At 72.7% G+C, this 18,310-nt stretch carries 3 protein-coding genes; all 3 read right to left on the bottom strand.

Translation table 11 applies throughout. From position 1 onward, the window contains the following. Positions 1-64: 64 nt before the first annotated feature. The 3 genes from VHAB30_RS03805 to VHAB30_RS03795 are packed head-to-tail and all read right to left on the bottom strand — an operon-like array spanning position 65 to position 18,306. Positions 65-7,441: a non-ribosomal peptide synthetase gene (locus tag VHAB30_RS03805; protein ID WP_235926427.1), complete on the bottom strand. Its 7,377-nt coding sequence runs from the start codon at positions 7,439-7,441 to the stop codon at positions 65-67. Beyond that, the gene (locus tag VHAB30_RS03800; RefSeq protein WP_159275877.1) at positions 7,442-15,205 is read right to left on the bottom strand and encodes a non-ribosomal peptide synthetase; all 7,764 of its coding nucleotides are present in this window, start codon (positions 15,203-15,205) and stop codon (positions 7,442-7,444) included. Beyond that, complete coding sequence (locus VHAB30_RS03795) at positions 15,202-18,306, bottom strand: non-ribosomal peptide synthetase (protein WP_235926425.1); 3,105 nt, start codon at positions 18,304-18,306, stop codon at positions 15,202-15,204. The genes VHAB30_RS03800 and VHAB30_RS03795 overlap by 4 nt, the downstream gene beginning before the upstream one ends. Between the last annotated feature and the right edge of the window lie 4 nt (positions 18,307-18,310).

Here is an 18,310-nt window from a genome sequence, read left to right as displayed (position 1 = left end):
CGGCAGAAGGTGCCCTTGACGCACGACCCGGCTTCCGGGTCGTGCGTTTTTTTATGCCCGGGCGTCAGGCCGCGAGGACTTCGGCCTCGCCCAGTCGCTCGCCCAGTTGCGTCAACAACACCGGGCTGCGCAGGATCGCGTGGTGGTCCTCGTCGAGCGCCGCAGCGCTCGCGAGGTCCGGCCGCCCCAGCTGCAGCGCGAGCGCGGCGCGGTCCGCCGCCGGGCGCCGCGCGATCCACCAGCACTCGGCGTGGCAACGCAGCGGCACGAGCGCCTCGGTCTCGATCGCCTTCAGCTGCTGGCTCACGAGGAAGATGCGGGCCAGTTCGTCGTCGGGCAGGTTCGCGTGCGCCGGCATCTCCAGCGCGTCGCCGCGGGCCTGCGCCTTGGCACGCCCCAGGGCGATCAGCGCGGCGACCGTCGCCTCGTCGCAGACGAAGTCGTCGATGTCGAGCAGCCCGTCGAGGCGCGCCGCCGGCCAGGCCGAGGCGACGAAGTCAGCGAAGTCGCGGCGGCCGTCGTCGTCCACCGTCTGCAGGGGCGCGTCGGGCTCGGGCACGTAGGGATCGACCAGGCCGAGGAACGCCACGGCCTGCCCTTCTGCTTCGAGCCGCGCGGCCACGGCCGCCGCGAGCGCGCCGCCGAGCGACCAGCCCAGCAGGTGGTACGGCCCCTGCGGCTGCACGCCACGGACCATGCGGGCGTAGTCGTCGGCCATGCGCGCCAGCGACACGTCGCGGTGCGCGGGATCGGCGAGCATGCGGCACGGCAGGCCGTACACGGTGCGCACGCCCTGCAGACGGCGCGCCAGCGGCGCGTAGTCGTACACCGTGCCCAGCGCGGCATGCAGGCAGAACAGCGGCGCCGCAACGGGCACCACGGCGTTCAGGGCGACCAGCGGCGGCGCGTCTGCACGCCCGCCCAGCAGCCCCGCGATGGTCGGCGTGCGCAGGAAGTCGTGCAGCTTCAGATCGAGCGCCGGCAGGCCCAGGCGCCGTGCCTGCGCCATCACCTTCAGGCTCAGCAGCGAATCGCCGCCGAGTTCGAAGAAGTTGTCGTCGCGGCCCACGCGTGCCACGCCCAGCACCTCGGACCAGATGCGCGCGAGCGCCTGCTCGGCGCTGCCGCGCGGCGCGTCGTAGCCGTCGCCGCCGGCGAACACCGGCGCCGGCAGCGCATGGCGATCGACCTTGCCGCTCATGTTGAGCGGCAGCGTGTCGAGCACGACGATGGCCGCCGGCACCATGTGCTCGGGCAGCAGCGCCGCGAGGCCGGCACGCAGCCGCGCCGGCTCGATGCGCTCGCCCGCCAACGGCGACACATACGCCACCAGCCGCGCGCCGCCCGCGCCCTGGCTGGCGACGACCACGGCCTCGCGCACCTGCGGCAGCGCCAGCAGCTGCGCCTCGATCTCGCCCAGTTCGATGCGAAAGCCGCGGATCTTCACCTGGTGGTCGATGCGCCCGAGGTACGCCATCTGCCCGTCGGCCTCCCAGCGCACGAGGTCGCCCGTGCGGTAGAGCCGACCGCCCGGCGCGCCGAAGGGGTCGGCCACGAAGCGTTCGGCGCTCAGGCCCGCGCGCTGCAGGTAGCCGCGCGCCAGGCCGTCGCCGCCGAGGTACAGCTCGCCGGCCACGCCGGGCGGCACCTGGTTCATGGCGCCGTCGAGCACGTAGGCCGTGCGGTCGCCGACGAGGCGGCCGATGGGCATGTAGGCCGCGTCGAAACCCTCGCCCGGCGCGGCCTTGGCGATCATCGGCGTGATCACCGTCTCGGTCGGCCCATAACCGTTGACGATGCGCGGCGGCTTCAGCACCGACTGCACCAGCGCGAAGCTGGTGCGCGGCATCGCCTCGCCGCCCACGGTGTAGGAGCGGATCGGCAGCCGGCTCGCGGCCTCGCCCATCAGCTCGGCCATCTGGTGCAGGTAGCCGGGCGTGAAGCAGGCAATCGTGATGCCGTGGCGGGCAATTTCGGCGCAGGTGCGCTCCACCGGCCAGACCTCTTCGTCGCGCGGCATCAGCGCCGCGCCGAAGGCCAGCGGCACCCAGGTGCGCTCGTGCGCGCCGTCGAAGTTGATCGACGCGAACTGCAGCTCGCGGTCCTCCGGCGTCATGCCGTAGGCCTCGCCAATCGACTGCACATGCATGGCCAGCGGGCCGTGCGCCACGGCCACGCCCTTGGGCTTGCCGGTCGAGCCTGAGGTGTAGATCACATAGGCCAGGTGGTCGCGGTGCACCGCCACGCCGGGGTCGTGCGACGGGCCGTCCGACAGGTCGAGCGTGTCGAGCGTCAGCGCCTTCACACCGGGCATGCCGATGCGGTCCAGCACCACGGCATCGTCGGCCAGCAGCAGCGCGACGCCGCTGTCTTCCACCATGTACGCCAGCCGCTGCGGCGGGTAGGCCGGGTCGAGCGGCACGTAGGCGCCGCCGGCCTTCAGGATCGCGAGCAGCGCCACGACCATGTCGGCCGAACGCCGCACCGCGAGGCCCACGCGCACTTCGGGCCGCACGCCCGCGCGCACGAGGTGGTGCGCCAGCCGGTTGGCGCGCGCCTCCAGCGCGGCGTAGCTCAGTGTGCGTTCGCCGAAGATCAGCGCCGTGGCCTCGGGCCGCAGCGCGGCCTGGCGCGCGACCAGCACATGCACCGGCGCGGTGTCTTGGTAGGCGGGCGCGTTCACGCCCCAGGCCTGCAGGCGCTGCGCCTCGTCGGCGGTGTGCAGATCGAAGGCCACGACGGGGTGCGTGGCCGCGTGCGCGAGGTCGTCGGCCACGCGGCGCACCGCGTCGTGCATGTACTGGCACACGCGCGCGGCGCCAACCGATGCATCGACCTGCGCGGTCAGCGCGAAGCCGTCGGCGCGTTCGTTCACCGACAGCGCGAAGGCGTAGTTGGAGCGCTCCTGCGCGCCGAGCGTCTCGATGCCCTCCCAGCCGCCGGCATCGGCACCCGCCTCGGGCGCCTGCGCCACATAGCGGTAGTTCAGCAGCGTCGAAAACAGCGGCGTGCCCTTGGGCACCGCGCTGCAGCGCTGCGCGAGCGACAGGCTCGCGTGCTCGTGGTGCAGCAGGCCGGCCAGCGCGGCGTGGGTCTGGCGCACGCAGGCCAGTGCATGGCTGCGGCCCAGCGTCACGCGCAGCGGCAGCGTGTTGATCATCATGCCGAGCGCGCGCCCCGCGCCCTCGCCGCCCGCGAGCCGGCCGAACAGCACGGTGCCAAACACCACGTCGTCCTTGCCCGTGGTCTTGGCCAGCACCAGCGCCCATGCCAGGTGGAACAGCGTGGCCGCGCTCACGCCGCTGCGCTGCGCCTGCGTGCGCACGGCCTGCGCCAGCGCCGCGTCGAGTTCGAGGTGCGCTTCTTCCACGGCCGTGCCGTCGCCGCGCGCATCGAACAGGTCGAAGGGCGCGGTCGGTTCGCGCACGTCGCCGAGCATGCGGCGAAAGAAAGTCTCCTGCTCGGCCACGTCGGCGCCGAGCCGCGCCTGCGCGACGAAGCTGCGGAACGGTACGGGTGGGGGCAGCGCGTCGGCGCGGCCCTGCAGCAGCAGCGTGATCTCCTCGACCAGCAGGTCGCGCGAGACATGGTCGAGCGCCAGGTGGTGGCTTGGCAACTGCAACAGCCAGCCGCCGCCCGCCGCATCGTGCGCGGCGATGGCGCGCAGCATGGGCGCGCGGCGCACGTCGAGGCGGTAGTGGCCGGGGCGCACATGGGCTTCGAGTTGCGCGGCGACATCGCCCGCGGCGGCGTCGATAGCCAGCCATTCGATCTCGGCGGGTGCATGGCGGTGCACCACCTGCACCGGCTCCGCCAGCCCTTCCCACAGCACCGCCGTGCGCAGCATGTCGTGGCGCGCGATGACGCGGTTCAGGCAGTCCATGAACGCATGGAGCCGGGCCTCGCTGTCGAAGCGCATCTGCAGCGACTGCACATAGACGTCGCCCTCGGCCTGCATCAGGTGGTGGAACAGCAGGCCTTCCTGCAGCGGCGCGAGCGGGTAGATGTCCTGGATGTTGGCCGCGCCGCCGGGCACAGCGGCCTCGATGCGGCGCAGCTGCGCGTCGTCGAGCGTCACCAGCGGCAGCATCTGCGGCGTGAGCCGCGTGCAGCCGTCGGGGATCGCGTTGTCGGGCACCACCGGCGCCGGGCGCGGCGCGGCACCGGCTTCCAGCGTGGCGCGCGCGAAGTCGGCGAAGCGCGGGTTCTGGAACAGCGTGCGCACCTGCGCACCGAAGCCCTGCCGGCGCAGCCGCTCGAGCAGTTGCATGGCCAGCAGCGAATGGCCGCCGAGTTCGAAGAAGTTGTCGTTGCGGCCCACGCGCGGCGCGCCCAGCACCTCGGCCCACACCGTAGCCATCGCCTCCTCGGCCGCACCTTGCGGCGCTTCCCAGGTGTTGGCCGCCGCAGCGAACACGGGCTCGGGCAGCGCCCCGCGGTCGACCTTGCCGTTGGCGTTCAGCGGCAGCGCCGCGAGCACGGTGATCGCCGAGGGCACCATGTACTCGGGCAGCACCTGCGCCAGCCCATCGCGCAGCGTGAAGGCCTCGACCGGGCGCTGCGCATCGAGGCTCGACACGTAGGCCAGCAGCAGCGCGCCGCCCGCACGGTGGCGCGCGACCACCACAGCCTCGCGCACGCCGGGCTGCGCGCGCAGCCGCGCCTCGACCTCACCGAGTTCGATGCGAAAACCGCGCACCTTCACCTGGTGATCGAGCCGCCCCAGGTACTCGAGCTGACCGTCGGCGCGCCAGCGCACGAGGTCGCCGGTGCGGTACAGGCGCCCGCCCGCGGTGTCGAAGGGATCGGCCACGAAGCGCTCGGCGCTCAGGCCTGCGCGGTTCAGGTAGCCGCGCGCCAGGCCCGAACCGCCCAGGTACAGCTCGCCGGCCATGCCGGGCGGCACCAGGTTCATGTCGGTGTCGAGCACCACGGCGCGGCGGTCGCCCACGGGCGCGCCGATGGGCAGGTAGGCGGCGTCGAAAGCAGTGCCGGCATAGGCTTTGGCGATCGTTGGCGTGATCACCGTCTCGGTCGGGCCGTAACCATTGATGAGGCGTGGCGGCTGCAGGGTCTGCATCACGCGCTCGCAGGCCACGCGGCCCATGGCCTCGCCGCCCACGGTGTACGAACGCAGCGTGAGCACGCGCCCTTCCTCGCCGAGTTCGTCGGCCATCTGCTGCAGGTAGCCCGGCGTGAAGCACGCGACGGTGATGCCGTGGCGCTGCATCTCTTCGCGGCTGCGGTGCACGGTCCACAGCTCCTGGCTGCGCGGCATCAGCGTGGCGCCAAAGGCCAGCGGCGTCCAGATGCGCTCGTGCGCGCCGTCGAAGTTGATCGATGCGAACTGCAGCTCGCGGTCCTCCGGCGTCATGCCGTAGGCGCGGCCGATGGTCTGGATGTGCATGCTCAACGGGCCATGCGCCACGGCCACGCCCTTGGGCTGGCCGGTGGAGCCCGAGGTGTAGATCACGTAGGCCAGGTGCTCGGGATGCACCGCGACATCGGGTGCGTCTTCGGGGCCGCTGTCGAGCACGCCGCCGTCGAGCAGCAGCGCGGGCAGCGCCTGCATCGATGCGCCCAGCCGTTCCCGCACGCGCGCCTGCGTGAGCAGCAGCCGCACGCCGCTGTCGGCCGCCATGAAGTCGAGCCGCTCGGGCGGGTAGTCGGGGTCGAGCGGCACATAGGCCGCGCCCGCCTTCAGCACGCCGAGCAGCGCCACCACCATCTCGGGCGAGCGCTCCACCGCGAGGCCGATGCGGTCCTCGGGCCGCACGCCCTGCGCGATGAGGGCGTGCGCGAGCCGGTTGGCACGCCGATCGAAGTCTCGGAAGCGCATCGGCACGCCATCGACGATCAGCGCCGTGGCCTCGGGCCGCAACGCGGCCTGGCGCTCGACGAGGCGGTGCACGGGCACCTCGTCCCAGGCCGTGTCCCGGCCCTCGCCCCATTCGCGCAGCTGGGCGTGTTCCTGCGGGCCGAGCAGCGCCACCTCGCGCAGCGTGCGCGAAGGGTCGTCGGCCAGCTGGCGCAGCACCGCGACGTAGTGCGCGGCCATGCGCTCGATGGTGGCGGACTCGAAGATCGCGCGGGCGTACGTGAAGCTCAGGCCGAGCGTGCCGTCGGCCTGCTCCAGCGTGTCGAGCGCGAGTTCGAAAGGCGCCGCCTGTTCATCGAGTTCGCAGGGTTCGATGCGCAGGCCTTCAAGCCGGTCGAGCGCGCCCAGGTCCTGCTGCCGGTGGTTGAAGATCACCTGGAACAGTGGCGGGTGGCTCAGGCTGCGCTCGGGCTGCAGCGCCTCGACCAGCTGTTCGAACGGCAGGTCCTGGTGCGCCTGCGCGCCCAGCGCCGCCTCGCGCGCCTGCGCCAGTACCTGGGCCAGCGTGGTGTGGCCGGCCAGCTCGGCGCGCAGCACCTGCGTGTTGACGAACAGGCCGAGGATGCCGGCCGTCTCGGGCCGGTCGCGGTTGGCCACGGGCACGCCGAGCCGGATGTCGCCCTGGCCCGTGTAGCGGTGCAGCAGCACCTGGAAGCCGGCCAGCAGCACCATGAAGAGCGTCGCGCCCTCGGCGCTCGCGCGGCGGCGCAGCGCCTGTGCCAGCTCGCCCGGCAGGTCGAGCCGGCGGCGCGCGGCCAGGTACGGCCCCTGCGGCGGACGCGCGCGGTCGGCGGGCAGTTGCAGCAGCGGCTGTTCGCCACCCAGGCGTTCGGTCCAGTAGGCGAGCTGGCGTTCGCCCTCGCCTGCTTCGAGCCAGTGGCGCTGCCAGGCGGCGTAGTCGGCGTACTGCAGGGCGGGCGCGGGCGACACGGCGGCGTCGTTCCCTTGACGGTGCGCCTGGTACAGCGCGCCGAAGTCGTCGACCAGCAGCTGCATCGACCAGCCGTCGGACACGATGTGGTGCATCACCAGCACCAGCAAGTGCGCGGTCTCGCCGGTGCGCAGCAGGCCCACGCGCAGCAGCGGGCCGCGCGCGAGGTCAAAGGGCGTGCGCACGAGGCGCGTGACCTCGTCGCGCACCTGCGCGGGGTGGGCGCGAAGATCGGCTTCGCGCAGGTCGAGCACCGCCTCGGACGACACCGTCTGCTGCGGCACGCCGTCGTCGCTCACGCCGAAGCGCGTGCGCAGCGACGGATGCCGCACCACCAGCGCCTGCAGGCTCGCACGCAGCGCCGCGTGGTCGAGCACGCCGTGCAGCGTGAGCGCGGCCGTGATGTGCTGCGCGGTGCTTTCGGGGTCCATCTGCCAGAGGAACCACTGGCGCGCCTGCGCGTACGAGGCGGGCCGCGGCGCACCCGGCACGGCGGCCGGGTCGGGCACGATCGGCAGGCGGCCGAAATCGATGCCCTGCGCACGCAACGCGGCGATGAATTCCTTCTGCCGCGCCGGCGGCAAACCCGCCAGCCGTTGGGCGATGGCCCTACTGCGTTCGCTACTGCTCACTCAACCCCCCAGACTTTCCAACAATGCATCCATGCGATCGAGATCGCTCTCGGCCTGCGCGGCCTGCTGCGCCTGCGCCGGCCCTTGCGCGTCGAGCGCCTGCGCGCAGGCCGCCAGGTCGGGCAGCTCGAAGTAACGCTGCAGCGGCAGGTCGATGCCCATCTGCGCCTTGACCTGCTGGCGCAGCTTGAGCACCGCGAGCGAATGCCCGCCGAGCTCGAAGAAGTTGTCGCCGCGTCCCACGCGCGACAGCCCCAGCACCTGGGCCCAGAGGCCGGCCAGCGCGGTTTCGGTGGCGCCCTGCGGCGGCACGTGGGCGCGCGCTTCCGCGGCCTCGGGCGGTGGCAGCGCCTGCCGATCGACCTTGCCGTTGGCGTTCAGCGGCAGCCCCTGCGGCATCGCCACGATGACGCTCGGCACCATGTAGTCGGGCAGCGCCGCCGCCAGCCCCGCACGCAGCGCCGCGGGGCGCAGCGGCTGGCCTTCGGCGCCGGCCGCATAGGCCACCAGCCGCGCACCGCCCGGCCCTTCCTGCGCCAGCACCAGGGCCTGGCGCACGCCGGGTTGCGCGAGCAGCTGCGACTCGACCTCGCCGAGTTCGATGCGGAATCCCCGCACCTTCACCTGGTGATCGAGCCGGCCGAGGTACTCGAGCTGGCCGTCATCGCGCCAGCGCACGAGGTCGCCGGTGCGGTAGAGCCGCCCGCCGTTCGCATCGAACGGGTCGGCGACAAAGCGCTGCGCCGTCAGGCCGGCGCGGTGCAGGTAGCCGCGCGCCAGCACCTCGGCGCCCACGCACAGCTCGCCGGCCACGCCGACAGGCACGGGGTTCAGTTGCGCGTCGAGCACACGCAGCCGCGCGCTCGATGCGGGCGTGCCGATGGGCGGCAGGTCTTCGTCGCCTGCGCCGTCGAGCACGAACTCGCTCACCACATGCGTCTCGGTCGGCCCGTACTGGTTGATGAGCTGGCACTGCGGCTCGCGCGCCAGCCACTCGGCCAGCGCGGGCGTGCGCTTGAGCTGCTCGCCCGCGGTGATGACCTGGCGCAGCGCCGGCAGCCGGCGGCCCGAGGCCAGCGACTGCTCGGCGAAATGCTGCAGCACCGAGAAGGTGAGGAACATGCGTTCGACGCCTTCTCTGTGCACCAGGTCTTCCAGCGCGTCGAGGTCGAGCCGCTGCGCATCGGTGGTCTGCACGAGGCAGCCGCCGCCGGCCAGCCCGCTGACCATTTCCTGGAACGCCACGTCGAAGCACGGCGAGGCGAACAGCAACGTGCGGCTCGCGCCCGGCAGACGTTGCAGCTGCCACGCGATGAGACGCGCGACCGCGTCGTGACGCATCGCCACGCCCTTGGGGCGGCCGGTGGAGCCCGAGGTGTAGAGCACATAGGCCAGCTGCTCGCCATGCACCGGCACCGCCGGGTCGTGGTCGGGCCAGGCGGCCATGCCGTCGTCGGCCGCGTCGAGGTCGAACGCCAGCCGCTGCACGCTCGCTGCGTCGGGCAGGCGCGGCATCAGCGCGCGGCGCGTGAGCAGCAGCGAGGCGCCGCTGTCCTCGACCATGTAGGCGAGTCGCTCGGGCGGGAACGCCGGGTCGAGCGGCACATAGGCGCCGCCGGCCTTGAGCACGGCGAGCAGGCCGACGACGGTTTCGGCCGAGCGATCGACCGCGATCGCAACCGGCATGTCGGGGCGCACGCCCTGCGCGATCAGCCGGTGCGCCCAGCGGTTGGCGAGGCGATTGAGTGCGGCGTAGGTGAGGCGATGCTCGGCCGTGACGAGCGCCAGCGCGTCGGGGTTCGCCTTCGCCTGCTGTTCGATGAGGTGGTGCACGGGCACGACCGCCTGCGGTGCGAATGCACCGCGCGACCATGACGACAACCGCTCGCGCTCGGTCGCATCGGTCAGCGTCAGCTGGTCCACGGCCTGCGCCGCATCGCCGGCGAGCGCCAGCAGCGCCGCGCGCAACTGGCCCACGAGCGCCGCGGCCTGCGCGTCGTCGCACACGTCGAGCGCATGCACGAGGTCGATGTGCAGCGCCGCATCGTCGTGCACCATCAGCGTCAGCGGGTACGAGGTTTCTTCCTGCGTGCGCACCGCACCGAAGCGGAGGCCCGCCGCAGCGTCGCCGCGCAAGGCCGCATCGACCGGGTAGTTCTCGAACACCACCAGCGTGTCGAACAAGCCCTGCCCGCCCTGCCCAGCCCAGGCCTGGATCTCGTGCAGCGGCGTGTGCTCGTGTTCGCGCGACGCGACCTGCGCCGCCTGCAGTTCGCGCAACCACTCGCCCACGGGCTGGCCGGGCCGCAGGCGCCCGACCACGGGCAGCGTGTTGATGAACAGGCCCAGCATGCGCTCGGCGCCCGGCATCTCGGCGTTGCGGCCGGCGACGGTGGCGCCGAACACGACGGTTCCGTTGCGCGTGCGCTGGCCCAGCAGCAGCGCCCAGGCGGCCTGCACGACCGTGTTGAGCGTGACGTGCGCGGTGCGCGCGGCTTCGCGCAGGATGCGCGTGGTTTCGGTGTCGAAGGCCAGGCGCTGGCGGGCCTTGCCGGGGCGCGGTGGCACCGGCTGCACCAGCGCGGTCGCCAGGCGCGTCGGTTCTTCCACGCCGGCCAGCACGCGGCGCCAGTGCGCCTCGCCGGCCTGCGCGTCGCGCGCCGCGAGCCACGCGATGTGGTCGCGGAAGCGTCCGGGTGCGGGCTCGCCGGCCTGCCCCGCGTAGCTGCGCAGCACTTCGGCCAGCAGCTGCGCCACGCTCCAGCCGTCGAGCAGCAGATGGTGGCAGGTCCACACGAGGTGATGGCGCTGCGCCTGCGTGCGGGCCAGCGCGATGCGCATGAGCGGCGGGCGCGCGAGGTCGAAGCCGCTCGCGCGCTGCGAGGCGGCCAACCGCGCCAGTGCACCTGGCACATCGGCGCTCTCGCGCAGGTCTTGCTCGGCCCACGGCATCTCGGCACTGCGCGCCACCCATTGCAGCGGCATGGCGCCGTCGGCCAGGAAGCCGCTGCGCAGGATCTCGTGGCGCGCGAGCACGCGCTGCCATGCGGCGCGGAAGCGCTCGGCATCGAGGCCGTCGATGTCCATGCACAGCTGATTGATGTAAGCCTCGCCCTGCGCATCGACCAGGCTGTGGAACAGCATGCCGGACTGCATCGGCGACAACGGATAGAGGTCTTCGAGGTGTGCCACGGACAGCGGCAGTGCGTCGAGCTGCGCGGCGTCGAGCCCGGCCAGCGGAAAGTCCGACGGCGTGACACCGGAAGCGCCCGACGTGCAGTGCGCGATCAGCGCCTCGAGTTCGTCACCGAAGCGGTTCATCCAGCCCTGCACGTCCTCTTGCGCATGCCGCGCCGCGCTGAAGTCCACCGTCAGTTGCAACGCACCGTCGCGCACCTGCGCGTTGACGCTGAATTCGTGCAGCAGCGGCGCGCTCGCCGCGACGGGCTCGCCCGCGTCTTCGGTCGCGAGCGACCATACGGCCTCGGGCGCACTGTCGACCTGCCCCAGGTAGTTGAAGACCAGCTGCGGACGCGGCAATGCGCGCAGCGCCTGCTGCTGTGCGTCCGTGCCCAGGTGCCTCAGCACGCCATGGCCGAGACCGCGTTGCGGCACGCTGCGCAGGTCTTCCTTCACGCGCTTGATCGCATCACCCCACGCGCCCAGCGGATCGAGCCGCACGGGGAACAGGCTGGTGAACCAGCCGGTGGTGCGCGACAGGTCGAGCGCCTTCTGCGCGGGGAGGATGTCTTCGCGGCCGTGCCCTTCGAGCAGGATCGCGAGCTGCGCGTGCCCGCTCCAGCCGCACAGCGCGCGCCCGAGCGCGGTCAGCAGCAGGTCGTTGACCTGCGTGCGGTAGGCGGCCGGTGCTGCCTTGAGCAGTTCCTGCGTGCGCGCGCGGTCGAGCTGCCACGCGATGCTGGCGCGGCGCGCCACGGTGTTCACGCCCTCGGGCCGCGCGCAGGGCAGCGCGACCGGCACGTCGGCGAAGGCCTGCCAGTGCGCGAGTTCGCCATCCATCGCGGCAGCTTCGCTCTGCAACGCGCGCGCCCAGGCCTGCAGGCTGGCGCTCTTCGGCGGCAGCACGACCGGTCGGCCGTCGCGGCACTGCGCGTACGCGGTGGCCAGGTCGTCGAGCACGATGCGCCACGACACGCCATCGACCACGAGGTGGTGCGCCGCCAGCAGCAGGCGCCAGTCGCCGCCGGGCAGGCGGATGACCAGCGGGCGAAGCAGCGGTCCATGCGCGAGGTCGAGGCTGTGCTGCGCCTCGTCGCACAGCGCGGCGATCTGCGCGGGGTTCGCTGCATCGCGCACCCAGAGCCATTCCTCGCGCCAGCGCGCCGGCAAGGCCTCGTAGGCCTGTTGCCAGCGGCCATCGGCCGCGCGATGGAAGCGCAGGCGGAAAGCATCGTGGTGCTGCACCACGGCCGCCAGCGCGGCTTCGAGCGCGGGCACCGCCAGCGGCTCGCGGCCTTGCACCAGCAGCGACTGGTTCCAGTGGTGGCGCTCGGGCATGTCGGCCTCGAAGAACGCGGCCTGGAACGGCAGCAGCGGCACCTCGCCTTCGGCTGCGGTCTGCTCGGCCTGCACCGCCGCGCCCACGGGCTCGGCCACGGCCGCCTGCCCGGCGATGGTCTGGCGCTCGAACATCTGGCGCGGCGTGAGCTTCCAGCCCGCCGTGCGCAGCCGCGACACGATCTGCAGGCTCAGGATCGAATCACCACCGAGTTCGAAGAAGTTGTCCTGCCGGCCCACGCGCGGCAGGCCGAGCACCTCGGCCCAGACCGTGGCGAGCGCCTGCTCGACCACGCCCTCGGGCGCCTCGTAGGCCTGCGCCCCGCTGCGCTCGGGCTTGGGCAGCGACTTGCGGTCGATCTTCCCGTTGGCGTTGAGCGGCAGGGCCGCCAGCACGCACAGCAGCGCCGGCACCATGTACTCGGGCAGCACCTCGGCCAGGCGCGCCTTGAGCACGGCCGCGTCCACCACCGCACCGGGCTGCGGCGACACGTAGCCGATCAACCGCGTGCCACCCGGTCCTTCGTCGGCCACCACCACGGCCTCGCGCACCCGCGGCTGCGCCAGCAACTGCGCCTCGATCTCGCCGAGCTCGATGCGGAAGCCCCGCACCTTCACCTGGTGGTCGATGCGGCCCAGGTAGGCCAGCTGGCCGTCGTCGCGCCAGCGCACGAGATCGCCCGTGCGGTACAGCCGCTCGCCGCTGTCGCTGAAGGGGTCGGCGACGAAGCGCTCGGCCGTGAGGCCCAGCCGGTGCAGGTAGCCGCGCGCCAGGCCGATGCCACCCAGGTACAGCTCGCCGCCCACGCCCGGCGGCACCGGGTTCAGGCCCGCGTCGAGCACGTAGGTCTTGCAGCCCGCGATGGGGCGGCCGATGGCGACATGGTTCAGCCCGTCGGCGCGGCAGGTCCAGTGCGTCACGTCGATGGCCGCCTCGGTCGGGCCGTAGAGGTTGTACAGCCCTGCGCCCGGCAGGCGCTCGAACACCTTCGCCTGCGCCTCGGCGGGCAGCGCCTCGCCGCTGCAGACGATGCGCCGCAGGCTGGTGCAGGCCTCGATGCCGTCGTGCGCCAGGAAGGCCTGCAGCATCGAGGGCACGAAATGCAGCGTGGTCACGCCGTGCGTGCGGATCAGTTCGACCAGCCGTGCCGGCTCGCGATGGTCGCCAGGCGCGGCCACGACAAGGCGCGCGCCCTGCATCAGCGGCCAGAAGAACTCCCACACCGACACGTCGAAGCCGAACGGCGTCTTCTGCAGCACGGTGTCGCCATGGTTCAACGCGTAGGCGTCCTGCATCCAGGCCAGACGGTTGTAGAGCGCGTTGTGGCGGTTGGCCGCGCCCTTGGGGCGGCCCGTGGAGCCCGAGGTGAAGATCACGTAGGCGAGGTTCTCGCCATGCAGCGCGACCTGCGGGCAGGCGGTGGATTCGGCCGACAGGTCGAGCGCATCGAGCGCGAGCACCTGCACGTGCGCCGCGACCGGCAGCGCCTCGCGCAGATGCGATTGCGTGAGCAGCAGCGTCACGCCGCTGTCTTCCAGCATGTAGGCGATGCGCTCGCGCGGCAGCTCGGGGTCGATGGGCACATAGGCGCCGCCGGCCTTCAGGATCGCCAGCAGCCCCACCACCATCTCGAGGCTGCGCTCGGCGGCGATGCCCACGGGCATGTCGGGCCGTACACCGAGGCCGATCAGGTGATGGGCCAGCGCGTTGGCGCGCGCGTCGAGTTCGCCGTAGCGCAGCACCGTGTCGCCGAACACCAGCGCGACCGCCTCGGGCCGCTCGCGCGCCTGCGCTTCGATCCGCTGGTGCACGGGCTGCGTGTACGGGCGGTGCGGCAGGTTCTCGCTCCACGCGCGCAGCCGCGCTTCGTCGTCCGCGTCGGTGAGCACGAGGTTCGCGAGCACGCGGTCGGGGTCGTCCGACATCGCCTGCAGCACGCGCTGGTAGGCGCGCACCAGGCGCTGCGCGGTCGTGGCGTCGAACAGGTCCGTGTTGTATTCGAGCCGGCCGCGCACGCCGTGCGGGTCGATGTAGAAGTCCAGCGACAGGTCGAACTTGGCGCCCGCGTCGTCGAACTCTTGCAGCTCGGCGCGCACGCCGGCGAAGTCGAGCGCGACGGCCTCGCCGGCCATCTGCACGCCGAACATGGCCTGGAACAGCGGGCTGCGCGCGGGGTCGCGGCGGTCCTTGCGGCTGGCCAGCAGCACCTCGAACGGCAGGTCGGCATGGTCAAGCGCGGCCAGCGCATCGGCACGCACCTGGCGGCACACCTCGCGCAGCGTGCGCCGGGGCGCGAGCCGCGCACGGAACACCTGCGTGGTGATGAAGAAGCCCAGCAGGTCCTGCACCTCCTCGCGGTGGCGGCCTGCGTTGGGCACGCCGATGGCGAAATCGTCCTGCCCGCTGCAGCGCGACAGCAGCACCTGCCAGGCCGCGAGCAGCACCACGAACGGCGTGCAGCGTTCGGCGCGGCAGAAGGTCTGCAGCGCTGCCGCCAGAGCCGGCGGCAGCTCGAAGCCGAGCGCGGTGCCGGCGAAGGTCTGTTGCGCGGGGCGCGCGCGGTCGGTGGGCAGATCGAGCGACGGCACCTCGTCGCCGAGGTGGCGGTTCCAGTGCGCGAGCTGCGGCGCGAGCGCCCCGCCCTGCACGCGGGCGCGTTGCCACACGGCAAAGTCGGCGTACTGCACGGGCGGTGGCGGCAGCTGCACCGGGCCCTCGCTGCGCAGCGCCAGCGCATAGGCCGCGCCGAGGTCGCGCGCCAGGATCGGGTTCGACCAGGCGTCGGAGACGATGTGGTGCAGGCAGACGGCCAGCACATGCCGATCGTCTGCGAGCTTTGCGAGCCGGGCCACCAGCGCGGGCGCGCGGCCCAGGTCGAACACATGCGTCGCGGTGCGGCGCACGAGCGAATCGACAGCGGCCTGCTGCGCGTCGGCACCCTGGTCCGCGAGGTCGATGCGCTCCAGCGCGAACGGCACTTCGGCCTGCACCACCTGCATCGGCACGCCGTCGTGCTCGATGAAGTGCGTGCGCAGGATCGCGTGGCGCGCAACGACCGCCTGGAACGCGCGCGCCAGCGCATCGGCGTCGAGCGCGCCGGTCAGCCGGAACACGCGCGGCAGGTTGTAGGCCGTGAGCCCAGGCTCCAGCTTCTGCAGGAAGCACAGCTGCTCCTGCGCATACGACAGCGGCACCGCCTGGCCGTCGTGCACGGTGCGGGTGATCTCGTCCATGGCGATGCTCATGCGGCCTCGCCCACGGATTCGTCGGCGAGGTCGCGCTGCCGGTGCGTCTGCGCCAGATTTTCGAGTGCGGCCGCGTCGACGCTGGCCTCGCGCAGCACGGCGGCGAGCGCCGCGGGCGTCGGGTGGTCGAACACCACGCCGGCCGCCACCTCGACCTGCAGCAGCTTGCGGATGCGCGCCACCAGCTTGATGACCTGCAGCGAGTGGCCGCCGAGTTCGAAGAAGTCGTCTTCCACGCCGACCGGGCCGCTGCCCAGCAGCGTGGCCATGCCGTCGGCAAGCAGCGCTTCGAGCGCGTCGCGCGGGGCCTTCACTGCACGCCGTGGCGCTTCGGCCGGGGCCGAGGCCGCCAGCGCGAGCCGGTCGATCTTGCCGTTCGGCAGGCGCGCGAAGGCGCTCACGGCCGTGCAGCGCGCGGGCACCATGTGCGCGGGCAGCAGCGCGGCGAGCTGTTCGCGCAGCGCGCGGCCGTCGGCCGCCTCGCTGTCGCCGACGAAGAAGGCGGCGAGCGTGGTCGCGCCGGCCGCATCGGGCACGGCCAGCACCACGGCCTGGCGCACGCCGGGCCGCGCCAGCAGCGCCGCCTCGACCTCGGCCGGCTCGACGCGGTAGCCGTGGACCTTCACCTGGTGGTCCGCGCGCCCCGCAAGCCGCAGGCCGCCTTCGGGTAGCACCCACGCGAGGTCGCCCGTGCGATAGAGGCGCTCACCGGCGCGGAACGGGTCGGCGACGAACACGTCAGCGTTCGCGCGGTTCAGGTAGCCGTGGCACAGCTGCGCCCCGCCGATGTACACCTCGCCCAGCCCGCCCGCCGGCACGAGGCCGCGCGATGCATCGAGCACGCGCACGCGGTTGTTCGCGAGCACGCGCGTCAGCGGCAGCTGTTCGGGCACGGGCGCGCCGGGTTCGACGGCATGCACCATGACGCCGACCGTGGCCTCGGTCGGCCCGTAGTGGTTGTAGATGGCGCACTGCGGCGCCAGCCGCGCGATGCGCTCGACCAGCGCGCGCGGCGCGGCCTCGCCGCCGAGCACCAGCGTGCGCGGCAGGCAGGGCGTGGCGCTTTCGAGCAGCGCCTCGAGGTGCGAGGGCACGATCTTCAGTGCGTCGATGGCGTGTGTGCGCATGAAGCGCGCGAAGGCCTCGGCGTCCTTGGCCTCGTGCGGCGCCGCCACGACGAGGCAGGCGCCGTTGTGGAACGCGCCGAACAGCGCGGTGTTGCCCAGGTCGGCCGCCACCGAGCTGGTGAGCGCCCAGCGGCGGCAGGTGTCGAGCTGCATCGCGGCCGAGGCGGTTGCCACGTAATTCTGCAGCTGGCCCTGCTCGACGGCCACGCCCTTGGGCGTGCCGGTGGAGCCGGAGGTGTAGAGCACGTAGGCGAGGTCGTTCGGTGCGGCGATGTGCGATGCGGCTTGTGCTTCGGGCAGCGTGGCCGCATCGGGCAACGCCGCGTCGATGGTGAACAACGGCTTCGCATCGGCCAGCACCGCCGCGCGGCGCGCCTCGGGCCAGTCGGGGTCGAGCGGCAGGTAGGCGGCGCCCGCGCGCCAGACGGCGAGGATCGCCACCGGCAGGTCGAGCGCACGCGGCAGGTTCAGCGCGACGATGGTGCCCGGCACCACGCCCTGCCCTTGCAGCCAGCGGGCGATGCGACCGATGCGCTGGTCGAGTTCGCGGTAGCTCAGGCGCTGGTCGCCTGCTTCTAGTGCGGGCGCATCGGGCGTTTCGACGGCCCAGTGGGCGATGCGCTGGGTGACCGTCTGCGTGCCGACATCGGCCACGGCCTCTTGCGACTGCAGCAGCAGCTCGCGCTCGCGCGCACCGACCAGCGGCAGCGCGCCGAGCGCGGCGTCGGGGCGTTCGACCACGGCGTCCAGCAGGCAGAGGTATTGCATCAGCAGGCGCTGCACCGCCATCTCGCTGTGGCGCGCCGCAGCGGCATGCACCGAGAGCGCGGCACCGTCGACGTCCCATGCGACCTGCAGGGCGAGTTCGAACGTCGGCAGCGGCCCCGGCAGCGCAGCCAGTTGCCATTGCGGATCCGCGCCGTGACGGCGCGGCCGTTCGTGGCACGCGAAGCCGACCGCGAGGTGCGCGGCGATGGGTGGCTCCTCGACGGCCCAGTATTCCTGCGCCTCGACATGCGCGGCCAGCGTGCCGTCGACGTTGTCGAACCAGTCGCCAAAGCGCGTCTCGGGCGCGGTCTCGACGATGAGCGGCAGCACCTTGTCGAACACGCCGACTGCACCTTGCATCGGCGGGTAGTCGCGGCGGCAGTCGTGCTGCCAGCCGGCGATGAAACGGCCGGTGCCGTCCAGGCGCGCGATCAGCAGCCACCAGACGGCCTGCAACAACGTGTCGGGCTGTGCGCCCAGTGTGTCGGCGCAGGCGGCGATGCGGCCCGCGAAAGTGGCGTCGACAGGTTCGTCAGCACGCACGCGCACAGCCTGCTGGGAGGCAGCAGCTTGCCGACCGACGAGGCGCGGCGGCGTGAGCGTGGCGGCCTGCGCGAGGTAGCGATGCCAGTAGGCGCGTCCCTCGGCAGCGTCTTCGCCATCGAGCAGGTCCTGGCGCCAAGTCACGAAGCGTGCATACGGGAACACCTCGGCGGCATCGAAAGCGTTTTCGTCAGCGAAGGCCGTGGCGATCTGGTCGAACAGATGTTGCAGGCTGCCCCGGTCGCCAACCCAGGCATGCACGGAAAGCGCCAACGTGTGACGCGCTTCACCGGTGCGTGCGAGCCCGGCATGGACCATCTCGCCGCGCGCGATGTCCAGCGGCGTGGCTTGCAGGTTCGCCAGCCATTCGATGACCGCAGATTCGGGCGCATCGCGCAGATCGGCATTCCTCCAGGCCAACGGCGCCATGCCCTCGTTGTACTGCTGGCGCAGCCCCCGGTAGCCCGGCACCGCGCGGATGGCGCTGCACAAGGCACCGTGCGCACCCAGCACGCGCGCCACCACGTCGCGCAGGCGCGCAGCGTCGAGCCCGCCCTCGATGTCGGCGCGCAGCAGCAGGCGCGGCGCATCGGCCGGCACGGCGCGTTGTTCGGGGCTCAGCGGGAAGGTCGTGTCGTCGAAGTGGTCGGTCATGGTCGTCATTTCG

Origin of the sequence: Variovorax boronicumulans, from assembly GCF_009811375.1 — a bacterium.
In the GTDB taxonomy this organism is placed as follows: domain Bacteria; phylum Pseudomonadota; class Gammaproteobacteria; order Burkholderiales; family Burkholderiaceae_C; genus Variovorax; species Variovorax boronicumulans.
This window is presented reverse-complemented; position numbering and strand designations above follow the sequence as displayed.

Bases quoted from the DNA above. Each gene is read 5' to 3' on its own strand.
- VHAB30_RS03800 (WP_159275877.1), bottom strand. From the start codon at position 15,205: ATGAGCATCGCCATGGACGAGATCACCCGCACCGTGCACGACGGCCAG.
- VHAB30_RS03795 (WP_235926425.1), bottom strand. From the start codon at position 18,306: ATGACGACCATGACCGACCACTTCGACGACACGACCTTCCCGCTGAGC.